The sequence below is a fragment of the Vibrio sp. 2130-1 genome, assembly GCF_033339515.1.
Genome location: NZ_JAWOUT010000013.1, coordinates 49,580 through 68,390, shown reverse-complemented (window position 1 = coordinate 68,390; position 18,811 = coordinate 49,580). Strand labels below are relative to the sequence as shown.

Below are 18,811 nucleotides of genomic sequence, written 5' to 3'. Positions count from 1 at the left end.
ATATGAGTTTAATTTAATATCAAATAAAAGCTTCCAAATAAGGACTTTTAAGTTTCAAATCGATCAACTCACATCGATTTTCAACAAAAAGTAAAAAGTGATTTAAATAAACACCCTCTTATCAATGAAAAAATATCCATTATCATGAACCCATATTCGAGGTACGCATGGTTGTCGATGCTAGTGCATCCTCATCTGTCATCACATAAAGAGGATATAAACGTGTCCCATCAAATCATTACCGATCTAAATAACCGTTACACTGCAAAAAAATATGATGAAACCAAGCGCGTTTCTCAAGAAGACATGGCGATAATCAAAGAAGCACTGCGTTTGTCGGCGTCTTCTATCAACTCACAACCATGGAAATTCATCGTTATTGAAAGTGATGAAGCGAAGCAACGTTTCCACAATACGTTTGCAAATATGCATCAGTTTAACCAACCACACGCGAAAGCCGCATCACATACGATTCTGTTTGCTTACGATCCTAAATTTACTAAAGAGAAATTTGCGAAGCGTGTGGATGCAGAAGTAACATCTGGCCACTTGCCAGCGGAGATGTACAACAACTTTATGGGTGCTTACGCTTTTGCCGATGCAAATACGGACGAAAATGGCTTCAACGGAAACTGGACAAAAGCACAAGTCTATTTGGCACTAGGCAACCTACTACACACATTGGCACGACTAGGCATTGATTCAACACCGATGGAAGGTGTCGATCCGGCTCTGATTGGAGAAGAGTTTAAAGAAGAGCTCGAGGGCCATATTTGTGAAGTTGCGCTGGCGATTGGCTACCATAAAGATGGGGAAGATTATAATCATGGTCTTCCAAAAGCGCGCCTTGCAATGGATGATGTAATTACGACTCTATAGTCGACCATTGTCTTAGCTTAGCGACTTAAATCATTGTTTAAACAAAAAAAGCCGCATTAATGTGCGGCTCTTTTTTACTTGGTTCTGCGTCAACTTTACGCAACTTGCTCTGACTTAAAATTACCAAGCAATGCATCGTAAAGCTCATTGTCGCTTAACACACCAACCAGCTTATTATCTTCAACCATAAGCAGAGGCTGATTGCTACGCTGTTTAAGTTCAATCGCTTCTCGCATACTGATTTCTGGGCTAACCTGAACCAGAGAGTTTTCATTAACTTCGTCAAGGTTCGAAGAATCGCTCTTCCATTGAATCAACGATTTATCTTTATCCGCTAAACTTAACCCCTTGCTCTCTTGTATCACCCAAATATCTTTGTCAGGGCAAATCAGAACACGCGTATCTTCGCGAACCAAATCGTCACGCATTAAGGAACGTCCCTTCAGCACATTTAATGGATTAGTGTGAGCAACAAAGTCCGCCACATAATCGTTTTCTGGAGCAAGAATGATCTGTTCTGGCTTGCCATGTTGAATCAGCTTTCCTGATTCCATAATGGCGATGTTGTTGCCGATTTTAAGCGCCTCATCCAAGTCGTGACTCACAAAAAGAATGGTTTTGTTTAGCTTTTCTTGAAGCAGAATCAATTCATCTTGAAGCTGAGCACGAATCAATGGGTCAAGCGCTGAAAACGGCTCATCCATTAACAAGATATCTGTGTCCATCGCGAACGCTCGCGCTAGGCCAACACGCTGCTGCATACCACCAGAGAGCTCGTGCGGGAATTTCGTTTCCCACTCAGACAAACCGACCATTTCGAGCTGTTCACGCGCTTTTTTACGGCGCTCTGCTTTGCCAATGCCTTGCATTTCTAGACCAAACGCAACGTTATCTAATACCGTTAACCATGGCATCAATGCAAACTTCTGAAACACCATGGATACGCGGTGAGTACGAAGGTGGCGCAACTTCTGTTCGTCACAATTAGAGAGCTCAACCATGTCGTCGCCGTCTTTAATTTTCAGAGAGCCACGAGAAATTTCGTTCAACCCGTTAACTGTTCGCAGCAAACTTGATTTACCCGAGCCTGAAAGCCCCATCAAGACACAGATCTCACCCTGTTTCACGTTCAGCGAAACATTATCAACCCCAACCACTTGGCCAGTTTCGTCGATGATTTCTTGTCGAGACTTCCCTTGATCTAACAGTGCTAGCGCCTGTGCTTGTTGCTGACCAAAAACGACATCAAGATTGTGAATAGTAATAGCGTCCATGATTATGCCTCCTTCTGGTTTGGTGCTTTACACAAGCGATCAAGAATGATGGCAACGAGTACAATCGCTAAACCAGCTTCAAAACCTTGCGAGATGTTTACCGTATTCAGTGCGCGTACGACTGGTTTACCAAGTCCATCAGCACCAACAAGCGCCGCAATGACTACCATAGACAGAGACAACATAATGCACTGCGTAACGCCAGCCATAATACTTGGCAATGCCGCAGGTAACTCCACCTTAAACAGTAGCTTCATGCGGCTGGCACCAAATGCTTTACCCGCTTCAAGTAGCTCCTCCGGCACTTTAATAATGCCGAGGTACGTCAATCGAATTGGCGCAGCGATAGCGAAAATGATGGTCGAGATTAGACCAGGGACAATACCTAAGCCAAACAGAACCAAGGTTGGAATTAGGTAAACGAATGTCGGTACGGTCTGCATCAAATCGAGTATTGGCCGCAACAAGGTGTATAACCAAGGACGGTGCGCCGCCATAATGCCCAACGGCACGCCAATTAATACGGAAATCGTTGTCGCTGCAAACACAAGGACAAAGGTTTCCAGCATTTCTTGCCAGTAACCAAGGTTGAGAATTGCGAATAAGGCCAACACGATAAATACGACAAGAGGAATGCTGCGATGTAAGAACCAAGCAATTGCCGCCGTCATAATGATTGGCGCTGCAGGTGGCATCCATTTAAAAATGTCCACCACGAAAAGAATGATCGTTTCAAGTGTAATAGAGATTGCATCGAAAAAACCCGATGCATTGATGGTTAACCAATCGACGCCAGTTTCCATCCATTGGCCCAACGGTAGTTTGTTGTCCGTAATAAAATTCAAAATAAAACCTTTGTGTTAATGAAGCGGGCAAAACTGCCCACTTTCTTTTAAAAAAACGAGCTCAAATACTGCTTATTAAGCGTTTGTTTTTAAGTAGTTTGTAATAGCTGTTAGCGCATCTTGGCCATCTACCGTTTTCACGCCCTCTAGCCACGCTTCAATTTGCTCTTGGTTTGCATTCAACCATGCTTGCGCTGCTTTTGATGGCTTCTGTTTCTGGTTAAGAATCGCTTCCATCAGTTCATTTTCCATTTCTAGGTTAAACTCTAGATTTTTCACTAGCTGACCTACATTTGGACACTCAGCGAGGTAATTTTTACGTACGTTTGTGTAGACGTTCGCGCCGCCGTAGTTAGGACCGAAGAAGTCATCACCACCCGCTAGATATTCCATTTCAACGTTACTATTCATTGGGTGCGGCGCCCAACCTAGGTACACAATCCATTGATTGCGGCGTGCGGCACGTGATACTTGAGACACCATGCCAGCTTCACTGGACTCAACTAGGCTGAAATCTTTTAGGCCGAATGCGTTACTATCAATCATTGACTGAATTAAGCGGTTGCCATCGTTTCCAGGTTCAATGCCGTAAATGCGGTCTTTAAATTTGTCGGCATGTTTTACTAGGTCAGCGAAGTTGGTCACGCCTGCGTCATAAACGTATTTTGGAACCGCTAGCGTGTATTTTGCGCCAACGAGGTTCGCGCGTACGGTTTCAACGGTACCTGCATCACGGTATTTCGCGATATCACCTTCCATCGTTGGCATCCAGTTACCTAAGAAAATGTCGATATCGCCATTAGCCATAGAGGAGTAAGTTACAGGCACAGACAGAAGATCGGTCTTCGTTTTGTACCCCAACCCTTTAAGTAACTCTGATGTAACGGCAGTGGTCGCTGTGATGTCAGTCCAACCTACATCTGCGAAACGAACCGTTTCACATTGGTTGGCGTAAGCGCCTGTTGCTAAAGTACTTAGTGCAATTGTTGAGAAGATTTTTGTCATCTTAGACATGTTGAATTCCTTGTAATGATTACTGACTTTTTCATTTTATGAGATCGAATCGAGATCTCTTTTTGGCGGATGCATTCGTTGCATCTTTTGCCAGTCCGGTGCAATCCAAACTGGTACGTTGTTCGACGTTTCTAGGGCGTTATCCAAAATCATATCCGCGGCGCGTTCTGCCACCATAATCGTTGGCGCATTTAAATTACCGTTCGGAATGGTTGGGAAAATAGAAGAGTCCACCACACGCAAGCCTTGAATACCGCGTACTTGGCATCGCTCATTTAAGACGGCTAATGGGTCATTATCTGCGCCCATTTTGCAGGTACAAGATGGATGGTAAGCACTCTCGACGTTTTGCTTCACCCATTCATCAATCTGCTCATCCGTTGTGATGTTCAGACCGGGTTGGATCTCGTCCCCACGAAACTCATCCATGGCTGGCTGATTGAGGATCTCGCGAGTAAGGCGAATACAATCACGCCAATCCTGCTTATCTTGTTCAGTGGAAATGTAGTTAAACTCAATCTTCGGCTTATCATTCGGATTCGCAGAGACAACTTCGACCGACCCACGACTTTCTGGCTTGTTAGGTCCTACGTGCACTTGGAAACCATGACCATCAAAAGCAGCTTGTCCGTCATAACGCATTGCCGCTGGCAAGAAGTGATATTGAATATTTGGCCACTTTAGCCCTTCTCGAGAGCGGATAAATGCACACGATTCAAAGTGGTTAGTAGCACCAAGGCCTTTGCGAGTTAATATCCACTCAGTGCCAATCAATCCCTTGCTCACCAAACCTAATTTGCTGTTGAGCGTGATAGGTTGTTTACAGTGATATTGGAAGTACACTTCTAAGTGATCTTGCAGGTTTTTACCTACCCCCTCCAACAAGTGTTTCACCTCAATGCCCGCTTTTTCTAATACTGCCTTAGGGCCAATGCCTGAAAGCTGCAACAGCTGAACGGAGCCAACCGAACCCGCACTCGAAATCACTTCATTATTAGCAAAACATTGCTGAATTGAACCTGACTTTTCAAATTCAACGCCTACCGCTTTCTTGCCTTCTGAACCAGTTTCTTCTAATAAAACTCGATGAACCGTCACCCTCTTCATTAGAGTGAAGTTTTTGCGTTTTTTAGCGCGGCTTAAGTATGCATTAGAGGTCGAAGCGCGTACGCCTTTGTTGACGGTCATATGCATTGGGCCAAAGCCCTCTTGCTGATAACCGTTGTAATCTTTTGTTTCTGGGTAGCCCGCTTCTTTGCCTGCATCAATAAAAGCTTGGTACAGCGGGTTGAGCTTCATATCGTTGCCGTTACATGTGCCGACTGGACCGTGATCGCCCCGATATTCATCAGCACCACCAATCCAAGACTCTGCTTTACGGAAATAAGGCAAACACGACTGATAATTCCAGCCTTTCGCGCCTTCCTCTTCCCACTGGTCAAAGTCACAAGCGTGTCCGCGAACGTAAACCATGCCGTTGATAGATGAGCTACCGCCCAGAACTTTTCCGCGAGGACAATGGAGTTGGCGACCATCCAACCCTTGCTCTTCAACCGTCTCAAACTGCCACGCGTATTTTTCAGTGTTCATCGGGTAAGAAAGCGCTGTTGGCATTTGGATAAAAATACTTTTATCCGACCCACCCGCTTCGAGTAATAGGACCGAATTTTGACCACTTTCACTTAAGCGATCCGCTAACACACAGCCGGCCGAACCCGCACCGACGATGATGTAATCGTAGTGTTGTTGCATTTTTATTCTCCTAGGAGTTAATACTCATCACCGTAGATAAGTGAACGAAATTAGCGTAGGAAAAATGCTTGAGAACAAGGCGGAAATTTTGATAAGTAGTTAACCTACAATCAAAATTGACAACGTAGTTATCGAGCATTTTAACAAGCTAAAGTGGTCAGTTATCTACTATGAGTAGTATCATTTGTAAGGGCTTTCGAAGTCGCTTAGCTGAACCAGAACACTCTTCGTTTGTGTGTAATGTTTAAGGGTTTCGACTCCGTTTTCACGGCCAACACCTGATTGCTTGTAGCCGCCAACTGGCATTTCCGCAGGTGAGTCACCCCATGTGTTCACCCAACAAATACCCGCTTGAATTTGATGGATCACACGGTGCGCACGAGATAGGTTTTGAGTAAATACACCTGCCGCTAAGCCATAATCGGTGCCATTTGCACGCGCAATCACTTCCGACTCATCGCGGAATTTCAGAACTGACATTACCGGGCCAAAGATTTCTTGTTGAACGTGGCTCATGTCATCATCGCAATCGACAAATACGGTTGGAGCAACAAAGTTACCATTAGCTAGGCCATTGTCTGTTACTTTGTAGCCGCCAGTCAGTAACGTCGCGCCACTCGCTTTCGCGGCTTCAATCGCTCCTAGAACTTTCGATTCATGATCTTTAGAGATTAGCGCGCCAATTTGCGTGTTCTCATCAAGCGGATCGCCGACGACTAACAGCTCGGTTCGGGCTTTAAGTTGTGCGATAAAGTCGTCATAAATACCTTCATGGACAAATACGCGTGTACCGTGCGTACAAACTTCACCTTGGGTGTAGAAGTTCGCCACCATGGCCGCAGAAACGGCATCGTTTAACTTCGCATCATCAAAAATAATCAGTGGAGACTTACCACCCAGCTCCATCGTTACTTGTTTTAGTGTCTTAGCGCTGTCACTCATGACGACTTTACCGGTGCCTGACTCACCCGTGAATGACACTTTTGCGATATCAGGATGCGCCGTTAGCATCTGTCCTACTCGGTAATCCCCTTGCACGACATTAAATACGCCATCTGGCATGCCCGCTTCTGAATAAATTTCGGCGAGCTTAAGCGCCGTTAATGGTGTTTCTTCTGATGGCTTGAAGATCATTGCGTTGCCCGCAGCCAGTGCTGGCGCCGATTTCCACATCGCAATTTGAATTGGATAATTCCAAGCACCAATACCGGCGCAAATGCCCAATGGCTCACGACGTGTATAGAAAAACTGATCGTCGCTGAGTGGCTGCTGTTCACCTTGTAGACTTGGAGCAAGACCCGCATAGTACTCAAGAACATCGGCACCTGTTGTGACATCAACCGCGATAGCTTCTTGAATTGGCTTACCAGTATCTGCCACTTCCAATGCAGCCAGCTCGTCATTACGCTCACGTAAAATGGCAACGGCTTTGTGTAAAATACGGCTGCGCTCAATCGCAGTCATCGCCGACCATGCAGCAAAACCTTTCTTTGCCGATTCAATTGCTGCTTGAAGATCGTCTTGGTTCGCTTGTTTAATGTTGGCCAATGGCTCACCATTCGCCGGATTGTAAGTGGTGAAGTGTTCATCTGAACACCCGTCGTACATCGCACCATTGATATAGTGTGCTTTCATTTCCATTTTGAAGACCTGTAACTTTTATATTTTTTCAGAATAAAACGTAAGTTGTTTTTCGAGATAATCGTTGATGATGACTCTCGCTCTTTCTGCATCAATGCCTTGCGGGTTGAGCGTTCCGCGCAGCCAAATTCCATCAATAAGTGATGCAATACCATGAGCAACCAATTCAGCCTGCTCTGCATTTAATAATGCTTTGAGTTCTTTTCTTAGGTGGGACAATAGACGTCGTTCGTTGACACGCTGTAAACGCTTGAGCTGCTCGTCATGCATTGAGTACGACCAAAACGCCAGCCAAGTCTTAGCAACTTGGTTTTCTGCCTGATAGCCGACAAAGTTACCATCAATGATGGCGTTAATTCTTTGGTGATGAGCATCACTTGGCAGCTCACGTAACTTCTGTGTGATAGTGGACGAAAGCTGACGCAAGATTTCGCGCATCGTTTCCTCCAGCAATCCGTGCTTACCACCGAAATAGTGGTTGATAATCCCCGTTGATACACCGGCTTCTTTGCTGATTAACGAAATACTCGCCGCGTGTAAACCGACTCTATCAATCACTGACATTGTCGCTTTCACAAGCTGCGGTTTTCTGATTTCAGGCATCCCCACCTTTGGCATTTTGCGTCCCTGTTATTTTTAATTGAACGGTTAGTTAAATATAAAATGCCTGAAAATTAATTCGAACTCAAATTATTTTTAAAGAAAAATGTTAGTAAAAAAGGATGAAAAGTTGAGGGTGTACGAAAAATTGCTCGGCAAGAACTTGTCGGGATAACTAGATTTCAGTTTAAGAACAAACAAATAAGACAAAGAAAATCAAATAGTTAACTATTAATCTATTTTTAAAACGATTATGAACGAGTTGATTCTTGAACAACAAAAATCTGTGCCACAAAAAATTTATATCGACCACTAATCATTTCACCTGTACATGGTTTGTTTGTACAAAGAATAGACACACTAGTTTGTTATAGTTTTGTAGACACAAGTGGCATTCGCACTTTGAAGGTGAAGGAGGCAAAAAGAGAGGTTATATTGAACGCCATGAATATGCGATTCGATATCCTTAAGCCATTTTTAAGTAATATCGCCAAGTGACTTTAAGATGTTAGATTCAGCGTTTTATATTCGAAGCAAGGATCTCAAAGTCACTTGGCTATCAAAGTAAATGGGAGGGATAAGTTCAGATTCATCGTGCGATGAGCCTGAACTTTTGATTTCTGTTACGCTAGCGAGCGACCTTTCACGCAGTTGCGTCCGTTCGCTTTCGCTTGATAAAGCAATTTATCGGCCTGATCACAAAGTGATTTAAAACTCATCTCATTATCTTCAGTGGTAACGACTCCAAAACTACAGGTCACTCTCACTTCTTCTTTCTGTTCCGTAACAAAGCCATGTAGGGATAAAGCGCTACGTAAACGTTCTGCAGTAATAAGGGCGTTTTTATGGTCTGTATTGGGCATAACAACAACAAACTCTTCACCACCAAAGCGAGCAACAATGTCGTTTTCACGTACAGTTTCCTCCAACACTTTGGCAACGCCCGTTAGTACGGTATCTCCAAACACATGCCCATAGGTATCATTTACCTGCTTGAAATAATCCACATCGATTAACGCTAAAGTTACTGGCCCCGATTGTGGTTTATTTGGCACCATTTTCTGTTTATCGAGTTTGCTATCTACCCATTTATTTAAAGCTAGATAACCGTACTTAACTTGCTCGACTTGCTCAAAAACAAAGTGTTGTATCTTTTCTTGCTTAGATTGAGGTACCGGTTTCTCTTTTCGCTCACGCCTCACTTCTACTGGCTTAGTGAACCAGTCCTCTAAAAAACGGCGATTGAACAACCCTGTCAATGTGTCTGTCTTTGCGAGGCGACGCATTCTCAAACGCGAGCGATTGACGACGAGAAATACTACCGCCATCAAAAATAGAACACCGATGAGCGCAAGTAGCGCTTCACCCAATAAGTAAAAAGTACGACGGTTATTTTCTAGCTCCATACGCTGCAACACATTGTTCCAGTTGAGATCTTCGTTCTCATATTCAAGTCGTTCCAACTCAAATAACGTCTGCTGGCGCTCAAGATTTTCAACTTCTCTTTGATTGCTAAATTGGATAAATTTATCGTGATAGTTACCGTAAGTTTCGAATGCTAGTTTAAAGTCATTGCTTCCCGCATAGGCCATAGCGGCGACTTTTAGTAGCTCCATTTGCTGTTGCTTGACGTATCGACTCTCTATAATCTCCGGCAGCATTGGCGCGATCATCGCTAAAAGTATTTCAAATTGCTGCTGCTCTAACATATATTCGGCTTGTAACAACTTAAATGTTGCCAAATACGCGCTAGACGTTTCTCTGTACTGTAAATTCTCCGCCAGCTTCAAGTGGTTAACCATCTTCTTTTCTTGATTCGTCTCGCGATATAAAGCTGCAAGTTCAAGGTTAACTCGAAATCTAAAGCGTCCATCACCGATAATTTGAGCCAGCTTTAACGCTCGCTGATATGACGCTATCGCCTCTTCGTATTGGAACTGTGCTTTATGAAGTTTCGCTATCGTCAAAACGCTCAACAACTCATTGAACGACATACGCCTATCTCTAAAATAGCGATATGCTTGTTCCAAAAGCGCCTCAGATCGGTCGTAACCCTGAATTTTGACAAGTACGTCACCTAGCTCTAGTGCTGCACGTTCGACCAGCCCGTGAACACCTGAAGATTCAGCCGCATCCATGGACGACATAAGTGCAGCATAGGATTTTTTAAACTCACCTTGCTCATCGTAATAGCGTCCTTTTAGCAACAGGATTTCTGATTCAAGTTGCTTATCACCATTCTCACGCGATGTTTCCAACAAGCTATCCAACGCAGAAAGCGCGGTATCGATATCGCTCTTTCCAACCATAGTTCGCATCTGAATCAACTTAAACAGGAGATACTCATGGCTCTGTGGACGTACAAGCTCCAATCCTTTTTGAACGACACTCTGACTCTCTTCTACGCGCCCTAGCAGCTCTAAAACCGTGGCCTTGGCAAGCCAGTAACGCACCAACAGCGCTGTTGGTTGGTTTTGTAGTAAAGACTCTTCTTCTAACGCTTCAATCAAAGCTAAAGAACTCTGAGGTAATGCGTAAATTTGATTTTCGATGCCTTCTAACGACTGTAAAAACTTACCTTCCTGTTCCACCTTTTCTGTGGAGGCCTGAACAGAAAAACACAGACACCCCAATAATAGCGGCATCGTCCTAAGCGAATGAAATAGTGACATTATTGCTCTTCCCTAATGGGTAGTTACTTCAGTGTAATTGAGAATTCTGATTATTTATTATTAAGACAACTGAAGGTTATTCAGTCAGCCTCATATTCCCATGTATTTTGCGCTGAATAATAAATCACCATCTTTAGATGCCGAAATAGTTTTCGGTCACAATATAACCAATGAGAGTATTTTTTACACACCAAGAATAATAATCTCGTTAGTGAGACAAAAGATTGTCTTAGTTGTGAGTTAATACATTTACATGACAAGCAATATAGAACTAGCCATTCACACTAGAAATAGAATAAATTTTTATACCGTTCGATGAGATAGCAGTCGACCATGCATCCAATACATTTTTCAGATAGAAGCAATAAAAGAAAGGAGAAAGTGGAAGGAAGCGGACAATCAAACTCGCTCCCCTTTTTTTATGTTGCAGAGGGGGTTACATTCGCATTCCGCCATCGACTTCGAACACTCGTCCGGTCACGAATTCGTTGGTTAACACGTATTTTATGGTCGATGAAATTTCATCCGCCAAACCTAAACGTCCAACCGGAATCATTCCGATTAAACGTTCCATCGCTTCAGGTTTTATTTGGTCTGTCATGGCAGTTTTGATGACACCCGGAGCAATCGCCACTGAGCGAATTCCGAAACGCCCTAACTCTTTCGCCCACACCGTTGCCATGGTGGCTACCGCCGCTTTAGATGCAGAATAGTTGGTTTGACCAATATTCCCGGCACGCGCAACGCTGGATATGTTGATCAGAACCCCTTTGCTATCGGTGTTCAGCATTACCTTGCTCGCTTCACGGCCACACAGGAAAGTGCCTGTTACATTCACATCTAGAACAGACTGAAATTGTTCCAGCGACATCGTGTTAACCTGACCATCTTTGACTTTAATGAACATACCATCACGCATAATACCTGCGTTATTGATAACGCCATTGAGCTGCTTGAAATCTACCTCAATTTGCTCAAAAGCAGTGCACACCTGCTGTTCGTCAGTCACGTTCGTCACATAAAAGCGAGCGGTAACGCCGAGAGATTCACATTCCGCTTTCGTTTCAGCCAGTTGCTCTGAATTGAGGTCGATAAGCGCAAGATGAACGCCATTTTCCGCCAGTGACAGTGCCATTTGTTTACCCAGCCCCTGACCAGCCCCCGTGATCGCAATAACCTTATTTGCTAGATCCATACGCACTCCTTAGGCCTGATTTTGCTTTTGGTAGAACTCAAACAAGCTTGAGAAATCTTTATGCCCGTTGCCCTGACCGTTGTGAAAATTAAACAGGTTACGAGCCAAGCTACCCATTGGCGTCGATGTTTGACTGGCAACTGCCGCTTCCATCGCAAGACCCAGATCTTTAGCCATTAACTGGCTCATAAAGCCGCCTTGATAACCATTGCTTGCAGGCGTATTTTCCATCACACCTGGACAAGGGTTATAAAGCTCTAGCGCCCAGTTACGTCCTGAACTTTGCAACATGATGTCGGAAAGCACTTTGGGATCGAGTCCGTTTTCCATCCCTAAATTGAGTGCTTCACAGGTGCCGCTCATCAAAATGCCCAACATCATGTTATTGCAGATCTTCGCCACCTGACCAGCTCCAGCATCGCCCGCATGGAAGATGTTTTTACCCATGTGGCTAAGCACCGCTTTGGCTTGAACAAAGTTCTCTTGTGAGCCGCCAACAATGAAAGTTAACGTACCTGCTGCTGCGCCCGCAACGCCACCAGATACTGGGGCATCAACAAAACTGATACCAAGTTGCGATGCTTTTTCGCCAACCAAACGAGCAGTCGTAGGATCGATGGTGGATGAATCAATCAGCAAGGTGCCTGATTCGACGCTATCTAAGATGCCATCTTGACCAAGATAAACGCTTTGAACGTGTTGGCTCGCTGGCAGCATAGTGACAACCAACTCCACACCTTGTACTGCCTGCTGAACGGAATCGGCACTTGAAGCGCCCAACGCGGTCAACTCCTCAACTGCGCTTGGGTTCAAATCAAATACTTCGACATTCAAGCCCGCTTTGAGTAGATTCTTAGCCATAGGCGCACCCATGTTACCAAGGCCAATAAATGCAATTTTGTCCATATCGTATTTCTTCCTTGTACTAAAGTGCCGCTATAGCTACCGACGATGCGGTCAGTGGGTATTCTGCTGAGTCAATTGGCGAGAAGAAGCGCTCCAAAACTTGTGGCGTTACGTCAGAAACCGTGCGATGTTGCCAAGTCGGTTGATTGGTTTTATCAATAATCAGCGCACGAACCCCTTCTCTAAAATCACCTTCTAAGCCACAACGTAGTGTTAGGTTAAATTCCATATCAAAACACGCTTTCAAAGAGAGGTTTTGATACTGCGTTAACTGCTGATAAGTGATACTGAGCGACAACGGACTGCCATAGTTCAGTGCTTTTTGCGCATTGACGAACCACTTGCTATCAACGTTAGCACGGCTGATTGCATCAACAATTGACGCTAAGTCACCCGAACATAACTGCTCAATCAATTCCGCATAGGGCATCAACATCCCTTCGGTTGGCTCGTCCACGTGTACCGAACGCAGCGTAGTGGCGATTTTTTCGTTGATGTTCGCTTCACCTTTCCAACTTACCGATGCAAGCAGATCCAGCAGCACTTGCTTGTTTTCTGGCTGTGCAATCCATTGGCTTAACCCCAACGCTTTCATATCTGTTGCGTTAATTTGACAAGCCGTCAAACTTAAGAACAGTGCCAAATGTTTTGGCAACTGGTTCAGGAAGTACGTCGCGCCTACATCTGGGTAAAGGCCAATTTTAATCTCTGGCATTGCAAAGCGTGTGGTGGTTTCTGCTACGCGATGGCTGGCACCCATAAACAGGCCAACTCCCCCGCCCATCAAATAACCATGTCCCCACGCGATGATCGGTTTTGGATAAGTATGAATAAGATGGTCACAGCGATATTCGAGGTCAAAGAAGGTTTCCATCGCTGAAAACGCAGAATCAAAGTCTTGCTCTTTGTTTTCAAGTGCACGGTAGATCGCTTGAATATCACCACCAGCACAAAACGCCTTTTCACCCTTGGCATGCAAGAATACCGCGATGACGCTGTCGTCCGTTTGCCATTCATTAAGCTGTTTGTACAACTTCTCAATCATCACGTAACTCAACGCGTTGAGAGCTGCTGGGTTATCAAGCTCTAGCACACCAATAACAGAGCCATCAGCGCACTCAAGTTTTGAAACATTTACTGTACCTGTCATTTGGCCTCCGCTAGCTGTTTGTCCATTGTGGCTTGCGCTTTTGCAAAAACGCATTCACACCCTCAGTCTGATCTTGTGTATTGAACAGCTGCAAAAACAGTTCACGCTCCAAAACCAATCCAGCTGCATGAGTTTGGCTGCGTCGACCTTGAATGAGCGTTTTGCACGCAGACACAGATTTCGGTGATTGACCTGCAACACGCTGTGCTAGCTCCATAGCCGCTTCGAGTGCTTGACCTTTCGCCACCACCTCTTCGACTAACCCAATTTTTTCCGCTCGCTCGGCCGTCACACGCTCGCCACACAGGATCATACGCTTCGCCCAACCTTCACCTACCAACGCGGTCAGGTTTTGCGTCCCACCCGCACACGGCAACAAACCTACCGATGCTTCAGGAAGTGCCATTTGTACTTGTTCTTCTGCGATACGAATGTCACACGCCATCGCCACTTCCAGACCGCCGCCCATCGCATAGCCATTAATCGCTGAGATAGAAACCCCATCGAATGCAGAAAGCGCTTCAAACGCTTCACCAAATGCGAACGCCATGTTTGCTGCTTGTGATTTATCACCCGATGCAAAGTTATTAAGATCTGCTCCAGCAGAAAAGAATTTCTCGCCTTCGCCTGTTAAAACCAACGCATAAATAGAGCGATCATTACTAAGTTCAATTGCCAACTCTTTTAGCTGATTCAAAGACTCAAGCGTCCAAGTGTTCGCTGGCGGATTACTAATCGTGAGCTTGGCAATATGCGCTTCGCGCTCTAATTTGATTTGTGCCGTCATAATCTTTCAGTCCTTTTTAATTTCTTTAGGTAAGGCTGTGTCTCGCTGACTAAAGCAGCTCAACGCCTTCCGTTAGTAATCGTCTTGCGACGATCAGACGCATGATTTCGTTGGTACCTTCAAGGATTTGGTGAACACGAACGTCTCGGAAATGGCGCTCGACTGGATATTCTTTGATGTAGCCATAGCCACCGTGAATTTGCAGCGCCTGATCGCAGACTTTAAAGCCCACATCAGTAGCAAAGCGTTTTGCCATGGCACAGTACGCACTTTTTTCTACGTGCTGGGCATCGAGTTTAGCGGCAGCGAGTCGCACCATTTGACGCGCAGCGACCAGCTCAGTCGCCATATCAGCAAGCTTGAACTGCAACGCTTGAAATTGCGCCAGTGAACGGCCGAACTGTTTGCGTTCGGTCATGTATTGTTTGGCTTCGTTCAGAGCTTGTTGCGCAGTACCGACGGAACAAGTGGCGATATTGATTCGGCCGCCATCCAGACCAAGCATGGCGAACTTAAAGCCTTCTCCCTCTTCACCCAACAGATAGTCAGCCGGAATACGAACATTTTCGAAGGTAATCATGCGAGTTGGCTGGCAGTTCCAACCCATTTTGGCTTCTTTTTTACCGTAGCTAATGCCTTCGCAATCAGCAGGAACAACGAATGCAGAAACGCCACTCGCTCCTTCACCACAGGAACGCGCCATCACGACTAATACATCTGTATCACCGGCACCCGAGATAAACACTTTTGCGCCATTGAGAACAAACTCATCGCCATCACGCACTGCGCTAGTCGTTAGAGAAGCGGCGTCAGAGCCGGCATTAGGTTCGGTTAAACAGTAGGAAGCGAGCTTTTCACCCGAAATTAGATCCGCGCTAAATTGCTGCGCCACTTCGGCTTTGGCAAAGCTGGTGATCATCCACGTCGCCATGTTGTGAATGGTCATAAACGCAGTAGTCGCGGTACAACCCATAGCCAACTGCTCGAAAATGATCGCCGCATCCAAACGAGATAACCCCAAGCCACCGTGCTCTGGTGGCGTGTAGATACTCAAAAAGCCCAGCTCACCCGCCTGACGCAGTACATCTTTAGGGAAGTGATGGTTTTCATCCCACTCGGCCGCGTGCGGCGCTAACATTTGGTCTGCAAACTGCTTTGCTACTTCGGCAAACGCGAGTTGATCTTCGTTTAATTCAAAATCCATCTTGAAGTCCTAAGGTCTAATTCGTTGCATTTGTATCCGAGCCAAGCCCTCTAAAAGGATGAAGGGCTTGGCTAGAGGTGTCGCTAATCCAGTAATTAGCTAAGTTGAATAGTCATGTTTGGACCGCTTGGAATGTCATCTTCAAACCAACGCGCGGTGACAGTTTTCGTCTCGGTGTAGAAGCGAACCGCTTGTTTACCGTAAGCATGCAGGTCGCCGTAGAAGCTGCCTTTCCACCCAGTAAACGAAAAGAACGGCAATGGCACCGGAATCGGTACGTTGATTCCTACGTTACCTACTTCGATATTGTGTTGATACTTTCTCGCGGCAGCGCCGTTCGCCGTGAAAATAGACGTACCATTACCAAAGCGGTTTGCATTGATCAGTTCAATCGCTTCATCTAGGTCATCCACTTCCATAGTTAACAGTACAGGCCCGAAAATTTCTTCCTGATAAATCGACATGTCTGTGGTCACGTTGGTAAACAGTGTTGGCCCCACCCAGTTACCGTTCGGGAAGCCAGGTACTTGGCAGTCTGTCCCGTCCAGAACACAATTCGCGCCTGACGCTTTGCCTTCATTAATCAGATTCACCACTCGCTGCTTCGCTTGAGGGCTAATCAGTGGACCATAACCGGCGGTTTCATCATCCCACGCGCCAGGCTGAACCTGAGCTAACGCCTCTTTAAGCTCTGGAATCCATTCTTTGGTTTCGCCGACAAATACGGCAACCGAAATAGCCATACAGCGTTGGCCTGCAGCACCAACTGACGCGCCAACTAGGTTATTGATGACTTGCTGTTTGTTTGCATCCGGCATGATGACCATGTGGTTCTTAGCACCTGCAAATGACTGCACGCGTTTCAGGTTGTCTGTACCTGTTTTGTAGATGTACTCACCAACGGGCACAGAGCCAACAAAAGAGATCGCACGAACAACTGGATCAGTCAGAATGCGGTCGACTTGCTCTTTGGTCCCGTGAACAACTTGCAATACGCCTTTTGGTGCACCAGCTTGTTCAAATAGCTCTGCCAATTTCATTGCAGTCAGCGGAACTTGTTCCGAAGGTTTTAGAATAAAGGTGTTGCCACAAGCGATCGCCATCGGGAACATCCACAATGGGATCATCGCAGGGAAGTTAAAGGGTGTGATGCCAGCACAAACACCGAGCGGTTGAATGTAAGAGTAACCATCAATATTGGTCGCGACGTTTTCCACCGTTTCGCCCATCATTGAGCTACAAATGTTCGCCGCTTGTTCTACGACTTCAATCCCACGCCAAATGTCACCCTTTGCATCCGCGAGGGTTTTGCCTGTCTCACTTGAAAGCAGTATCGCCAACTCATCGTGTTGCTCTTTTAGCAGATGTTGGTAACGCAACATCAATCTAGCACGCTCCGGCGCTGCAACTTCTTTCCAGCGTTTGAACGTTTCTGTTGCGCTGGCAATCGCCGCATTCATTTCCGACTCCGTGGCACAAGGTACTTGTGCAATCACTTCGTTGGTTGCCGGGTTGGTTACATCTAGCCATTGTTTTGAATCGGAGATGGCAAATTCACCACCGATATACTGCTTTACTTGTTCTGTCATGATGACATCCTTGTATTTTTCAGCTTGTTACTGACTACTGTTATGTAAGTGAAACTTTGTTGAGAGTGATTTAGCAGATTTCAATCGCGATAGCGGTAGCCTCACCACCACCAATACAAAGCGATGCAACGCCACGCTTACCACCAGTTTGTTTTAGCGCATGAATCAAAGTGACAAGGATTCGATTGCCACTTGCGCCTATTGGATGCCCCAGCGCACAAGCCCCTCCGCGAGGGTTCACTTTGCTCTCGTCCAGTTCGAGTGCTTTCACCGCGTATTGAGTCACAACAGCAAAAGCTTCATTGATTTCCCAAAGGTCCACGTCCGATTTGTCCCAGCCCGTTTTTTCCAGCAGCGATTCAATCGCGAAGACTGGTGCGATGGTGAACTCATCAGGCTGTCTTGCATGCGAGCTGTACGCGACAATTTTGGCTAGAGGCTGAAGGTTTTCCTGACGACCAAACTCACTATCGACTAAGATCATTGCCGACGCACCATCCGAAATGGAACTAGAGTTTGCTGCGGTTACGCCGCCATCTTTGGCAAACGCAGGGCGTAAGGTAGGAATTTTAGTGACGTCGAGTTTGCTCGGTTGCTCATCATCTACAACCAAGGTTTCGCCGCGCCGACTTTTTACGTTAACAGGCACGATCTCTTCTTTGAACAAACCTTGCTCGATTGCTTGCTGCGCACGAGTCACCGACTGCTGCGCCCAGGCATCCATACTTTCACGGCTGAACTGATACTTTTGCGCCGTCTGTTCTGCAAAGACACCCATCAGCTCGCCTTGGTAGGCATCCTGCAAACCGTCATAAAACATGTGATCAAGCACTTGCTCGTGACCTAAACGGAAACCATCACGCGCTTTCTTTAATAGATAAGGAGAAGACGACATGTTTTCCATGCCACCAGCGATGACAGCATGCGCATTGCCAGATTGAATAAGGTCATATGCCAGCATGACGGTTTTCATACCCGATCCACAAACTTTGTTCAGTGTCGTACAACCAATCGATTGTGGCATTTCAGCTTTAAGACTTGCTTGTCTTGCAGGCGCTTGCCCCACACCGGCGGGTAAAACGCACCCCATCAACACTTCGTCTATTTTGTGCACATCGAGTTGGCTTTCGGCTAGCGCCCCTTGAATGGCTCTCGCACCGAGTTCCGTGACATCTGTTGAAGCTAATGCACCTTGAAAAGAGCCGATAGGCGTTCGCTTAGCGGCAACAATCCATGTTTCATTTTTCATTCCATTAACCTTTTGTTGACGTTTACGTCATAACTATACTAACATTTACGTTAA

15 protein-coding genes are annotated in these 18,811 nt (G+C 45.7%); 1 reads left to right on the top strand and 14 read right to left on the bottom strand.

The window, feature by feature from the left end:
* Positions 1–222: 222 nt before the first annotated feature.
* Positions 223–879: an NAD(P)H-dependent oxidoreductase gene (locus tag R7Q09_RS18295; RefSeq protein ID WP_042523604.1), complete on the top strand. Its 657-nt coding sequence runs from the start codon at positions 223–225 to the stop codon at positions 877–879.
* Positions 880–974: 95 nt separating this feature from the next.
* Here the strand turns inward: R7Q09_RS18295 and choV are convergent, their stop codons facing one another.
* The 14 genes from choV to R7Q09_RS18225 form a co-directional block, all read right to left on the bottom strand.
* Positions 975–2,153: a choline ABC transporter ATP-binding protein gene (gene choV / locus R7Q09_RS18290; protein ID WP_132937138.1), complete on the bottom strand. Its 1,179-nt coding sequence runs from the start codon at positions 2,151–2,153 to the stop codon at positions 975–977.
* Positions 2,154–2,155: 2 nt separating this feature from the next.
* Positions 2,156–2,998 carry a choline ABC transporter permease subunit gene (gene choW / locus R7Q09_RS18285; RefSeq protein ID WP_318071076.1) on the bottom strand — a complete coding sequence of 281 codons (843 nt, stop codon included), beginning with the start codon at positions 2,996–2,998 and terminating at the stop codon, positions 2,156–2,158.
* A 75-nt stretch (positions 2,999–3,073) separates the two neighbouring features.
* Positions 3,074–4,012, bottom strand: coding sequence for a choline ABC transporter substrate-binding protein (locus R7Q09_RS18280; protein WP_005382646.1), 939 nt, complete (start codon positions 4,010–4,012; stop codon positions 3,074–3,076).
* Between the two features lie 36 nt (positions 4,013–4,048).
* The gene (gene betA / locus R7Q09_RS18275; protein ID WP_318071075.1) at positions 4,049–5,764 is read right to left on the bottom strand and encodes a choline dehydrogenase; all 1,716 of its coding nucleotides are present in this window, start codon (positions 5,762–5,764) and stop codon (positions 4,049–4,051) included.
* Between the two features lie 180 nt (positions 5,765–5,944).
* Positions 5,945–7,405 carry a betaine-aldehyde dehydrogenase gene (gene betB, locus R7Q09_RS18270; RefSeq protein WP_025767886.1) on the bottom strand — a complete coding sequence of 487 codons (1,461 nt, stop codon included), beginning with the start codon at positions 7,403–7,405 and terminating at the stop codon, positions 5,945–5,947.
* An 18-nt stretch (positions 7,406–7,423) separates the two neighbouring features.
* Positions 7,424–8,023, bottom strand: coding sequence for a transcriptional regulator BetI (gene betI / locus R7Q09_RS18265; protein ID WP_064369302.1), 600 nt, complete (start codon positions 8,021–8,023; stop codon positions 7,424–7,426).
* A gap of 605 nt (positions 8,024–8,628) precedes the next feature.
* Complete coding sequence (locus tag R7Q09_RS18260; RefSeq protein ID WP_081008327.1) at positions 8,629–10,650, bottom strand: tetratricopeptide repeat-containing diguanylate cyclase; 2,022 nt, start codon at positions 10,648–10,650, stop codon at positions 8,629–8,631.
* Positions 10,651–11,113: 463 nt separating this feature from the next.
* Positions 11,114–11,872: an SDR family oxidoreductase gene (locus R7Q09_RS18255; protein ID WP_151515661.1), complete on the bottom strand. Its 759-nt coding sequence runs from the start codon at positions 11,870–11,872 to the stop codon at positions 11,114–11,116.
* 9 nt (positions 11,873–11,881) lie between these two features.
* Positions 11,882–12,778: a 3-hydroxyisobutyrate dehydrogenase gene (mmsB, locus tag R7Q09_RS18250; protein ID WP_151515662.1), complete on the bottom strand. Its 897-nt coding sequence runs from the start codon at positions 12,776–12,778 to the stop codon at positions 11,882–11,884.
* A 19-nt stretch (positions 12,779–12,797) separates the two neighbouring features.
* Entirely contained in the window at positions 12,798–13,928 is a 1,131-nt protein-coding gene (locus R7Q09_RS18245) for an enoyl-CoA hydratase/isomerase family protein (protein ID WP_318071074.1), read from the bottom strand.
* Between the two features lie 10 nt (positions 13,929–13,938).
* Entirely contained in the window at positions 13,939–14,715 is a 777-nt protein-coding gene (locus R7Q09_RS18240; protein WP_064354701.1) for an enoyl-CoA hydratase, read from the bottom strand.
* A gap of 49 nt (positions 14,716–14,764) precedes the next feature.
* Entirely contained in the window at positions 14,765–15,919 is a 1,155-nt protein-coding gene (locus R7Q09_RS18235) for an acyl-CoA dehydrogenase family protein (RefSeq protein ID WP_136977192.1), read from the bottom strand.
* A 95-nt stretch (positions 15,920–16,014) separates the two neighbouring features.
* The gene (locus R7Q09_RS18230) at positions 16,015–17,508 is read right to left on the bottom strand and encodes a CoA-acylating methylmalonate-semialdehyde dehydrogenase (protein ID WP_005382664.1); all 1,494 of its coding nucleotides are present in this window, start codon (positions 17,506–17,508) and stop codon (positions 16,015–16,017) included.
* 70 nt (positions 17,509–17,578) lie between these two features.
* The gene (locus tag R7Q09_RS18225) at positions 17,579–18,757 is read right to left on the bottom strand and encodes a thiolase family protein (RefSeq protein WP_005382666.1); all 1,179 of its coding nucleotides are present in this window, start codon (positions 18,755–18,757) and stop codon (positions 17,579–17,581) included.
* Positions 18,758–18,811: the final 54 nt, after the last annotated feature.

What these genes read in the sequence shown, in the direction of transcription:
- choV (WP_132937138.1), bottom strand. Translation starts at nt 2,153, where the DNA reads ATGGACGCTATTACTATTCACAATCTTGATGTCGTTTTTGGTCAGCAA.
- R7Q09_RS18280 (WP_005382646.1), bottom strand. Translation starts at nt 4,012, where the DNA reads ATGTCTAAGATGACAAAAATCTTCTCAACAATTGCACTAAGTACTTTA.
- betA (WP_318071075.1), bottom strand. Translation starts at nt 5,764, where the DNA reads ATGCAACAACACTACGATTACATCATCGTCGGTGCGGGTTCGGCCGGC.
- betB (WP_025767886.1), bottom strand. Translation starts at nt 7,405, where the DNA reads ATGGAAATGAAAGCACACTATATCAATGGTGCGATGTACGACGGGTGT.
- betI (WP_064369302.1), bottom strand. Translation starts at nt 8,023, where the DNA reads ATGCCAAAGGTGGGGATGCCTGAAATCAGAAAACCGCAGCTTGTGAAA.
- R7Q09_RS18260 (WP_081008327.1), bottom strand. Translation starts at nt 10,650, where the DNA reads ATGCCGCTATTATTGGGGTGTCTGTGTTTTTCTGTTCAGGCCTCCACA.
- R7Q09_RS18255 (WP_151515661.1), bottom strand. Translation starts at nt 11,872, where the DNA reads ATGGATCTAGCAAATAAGGTTATTGCGATCACGGGGGCTGGTCAGGGG.
- mmsB (WP_151515662.1), bottom strand. Translation starts at nt 12,778, where the DNA reads ATGGACAAAATTGCATTTATTGGCCTTGGTAACATGGGTGCGCCTATG.
- R7Q09_RS18245 (WP_318071074.1), bottom strand. Translation starts at nt 13,928, where the DNA reads ATGACAGGTACAGTAAATGTTTCAAAACTTGAGTGCGCTGATGGCTCT.
- R7Q09_RS18240 (WP_064354701.1), bottom strand. Translation starts at nt 14,715, where the DNA reads ATGACGGCACAAATCAAATTAGAGCGCGAAGCGCATATTGCCAAGCTC.
- R7Q09_RS18235 (WP_136977192.1), bottom strand. Translation starts at nt 15,919, where the DNA reads ATGGATTTTGAATTAAACGAAGATCAACTCGCGTTTGCCGAAGTAGCA.
- R7Q09_RS18230 (WP_005382664.1), bottom strand. Translation starts at nt 17,508, where the DNA reads ATGACAGAACAAGTAAAGCAGTATATCGGTGGTGAATTTGCCATCTCC.
- R7Q09_RS18225 (WP_005382666.1), bottom strand. Translation starts at nt 18,757, where the DNA reads ATGAAAAATGAAACATGGATTGTTGCCGCTAAGCGAACGCCTATCGGC.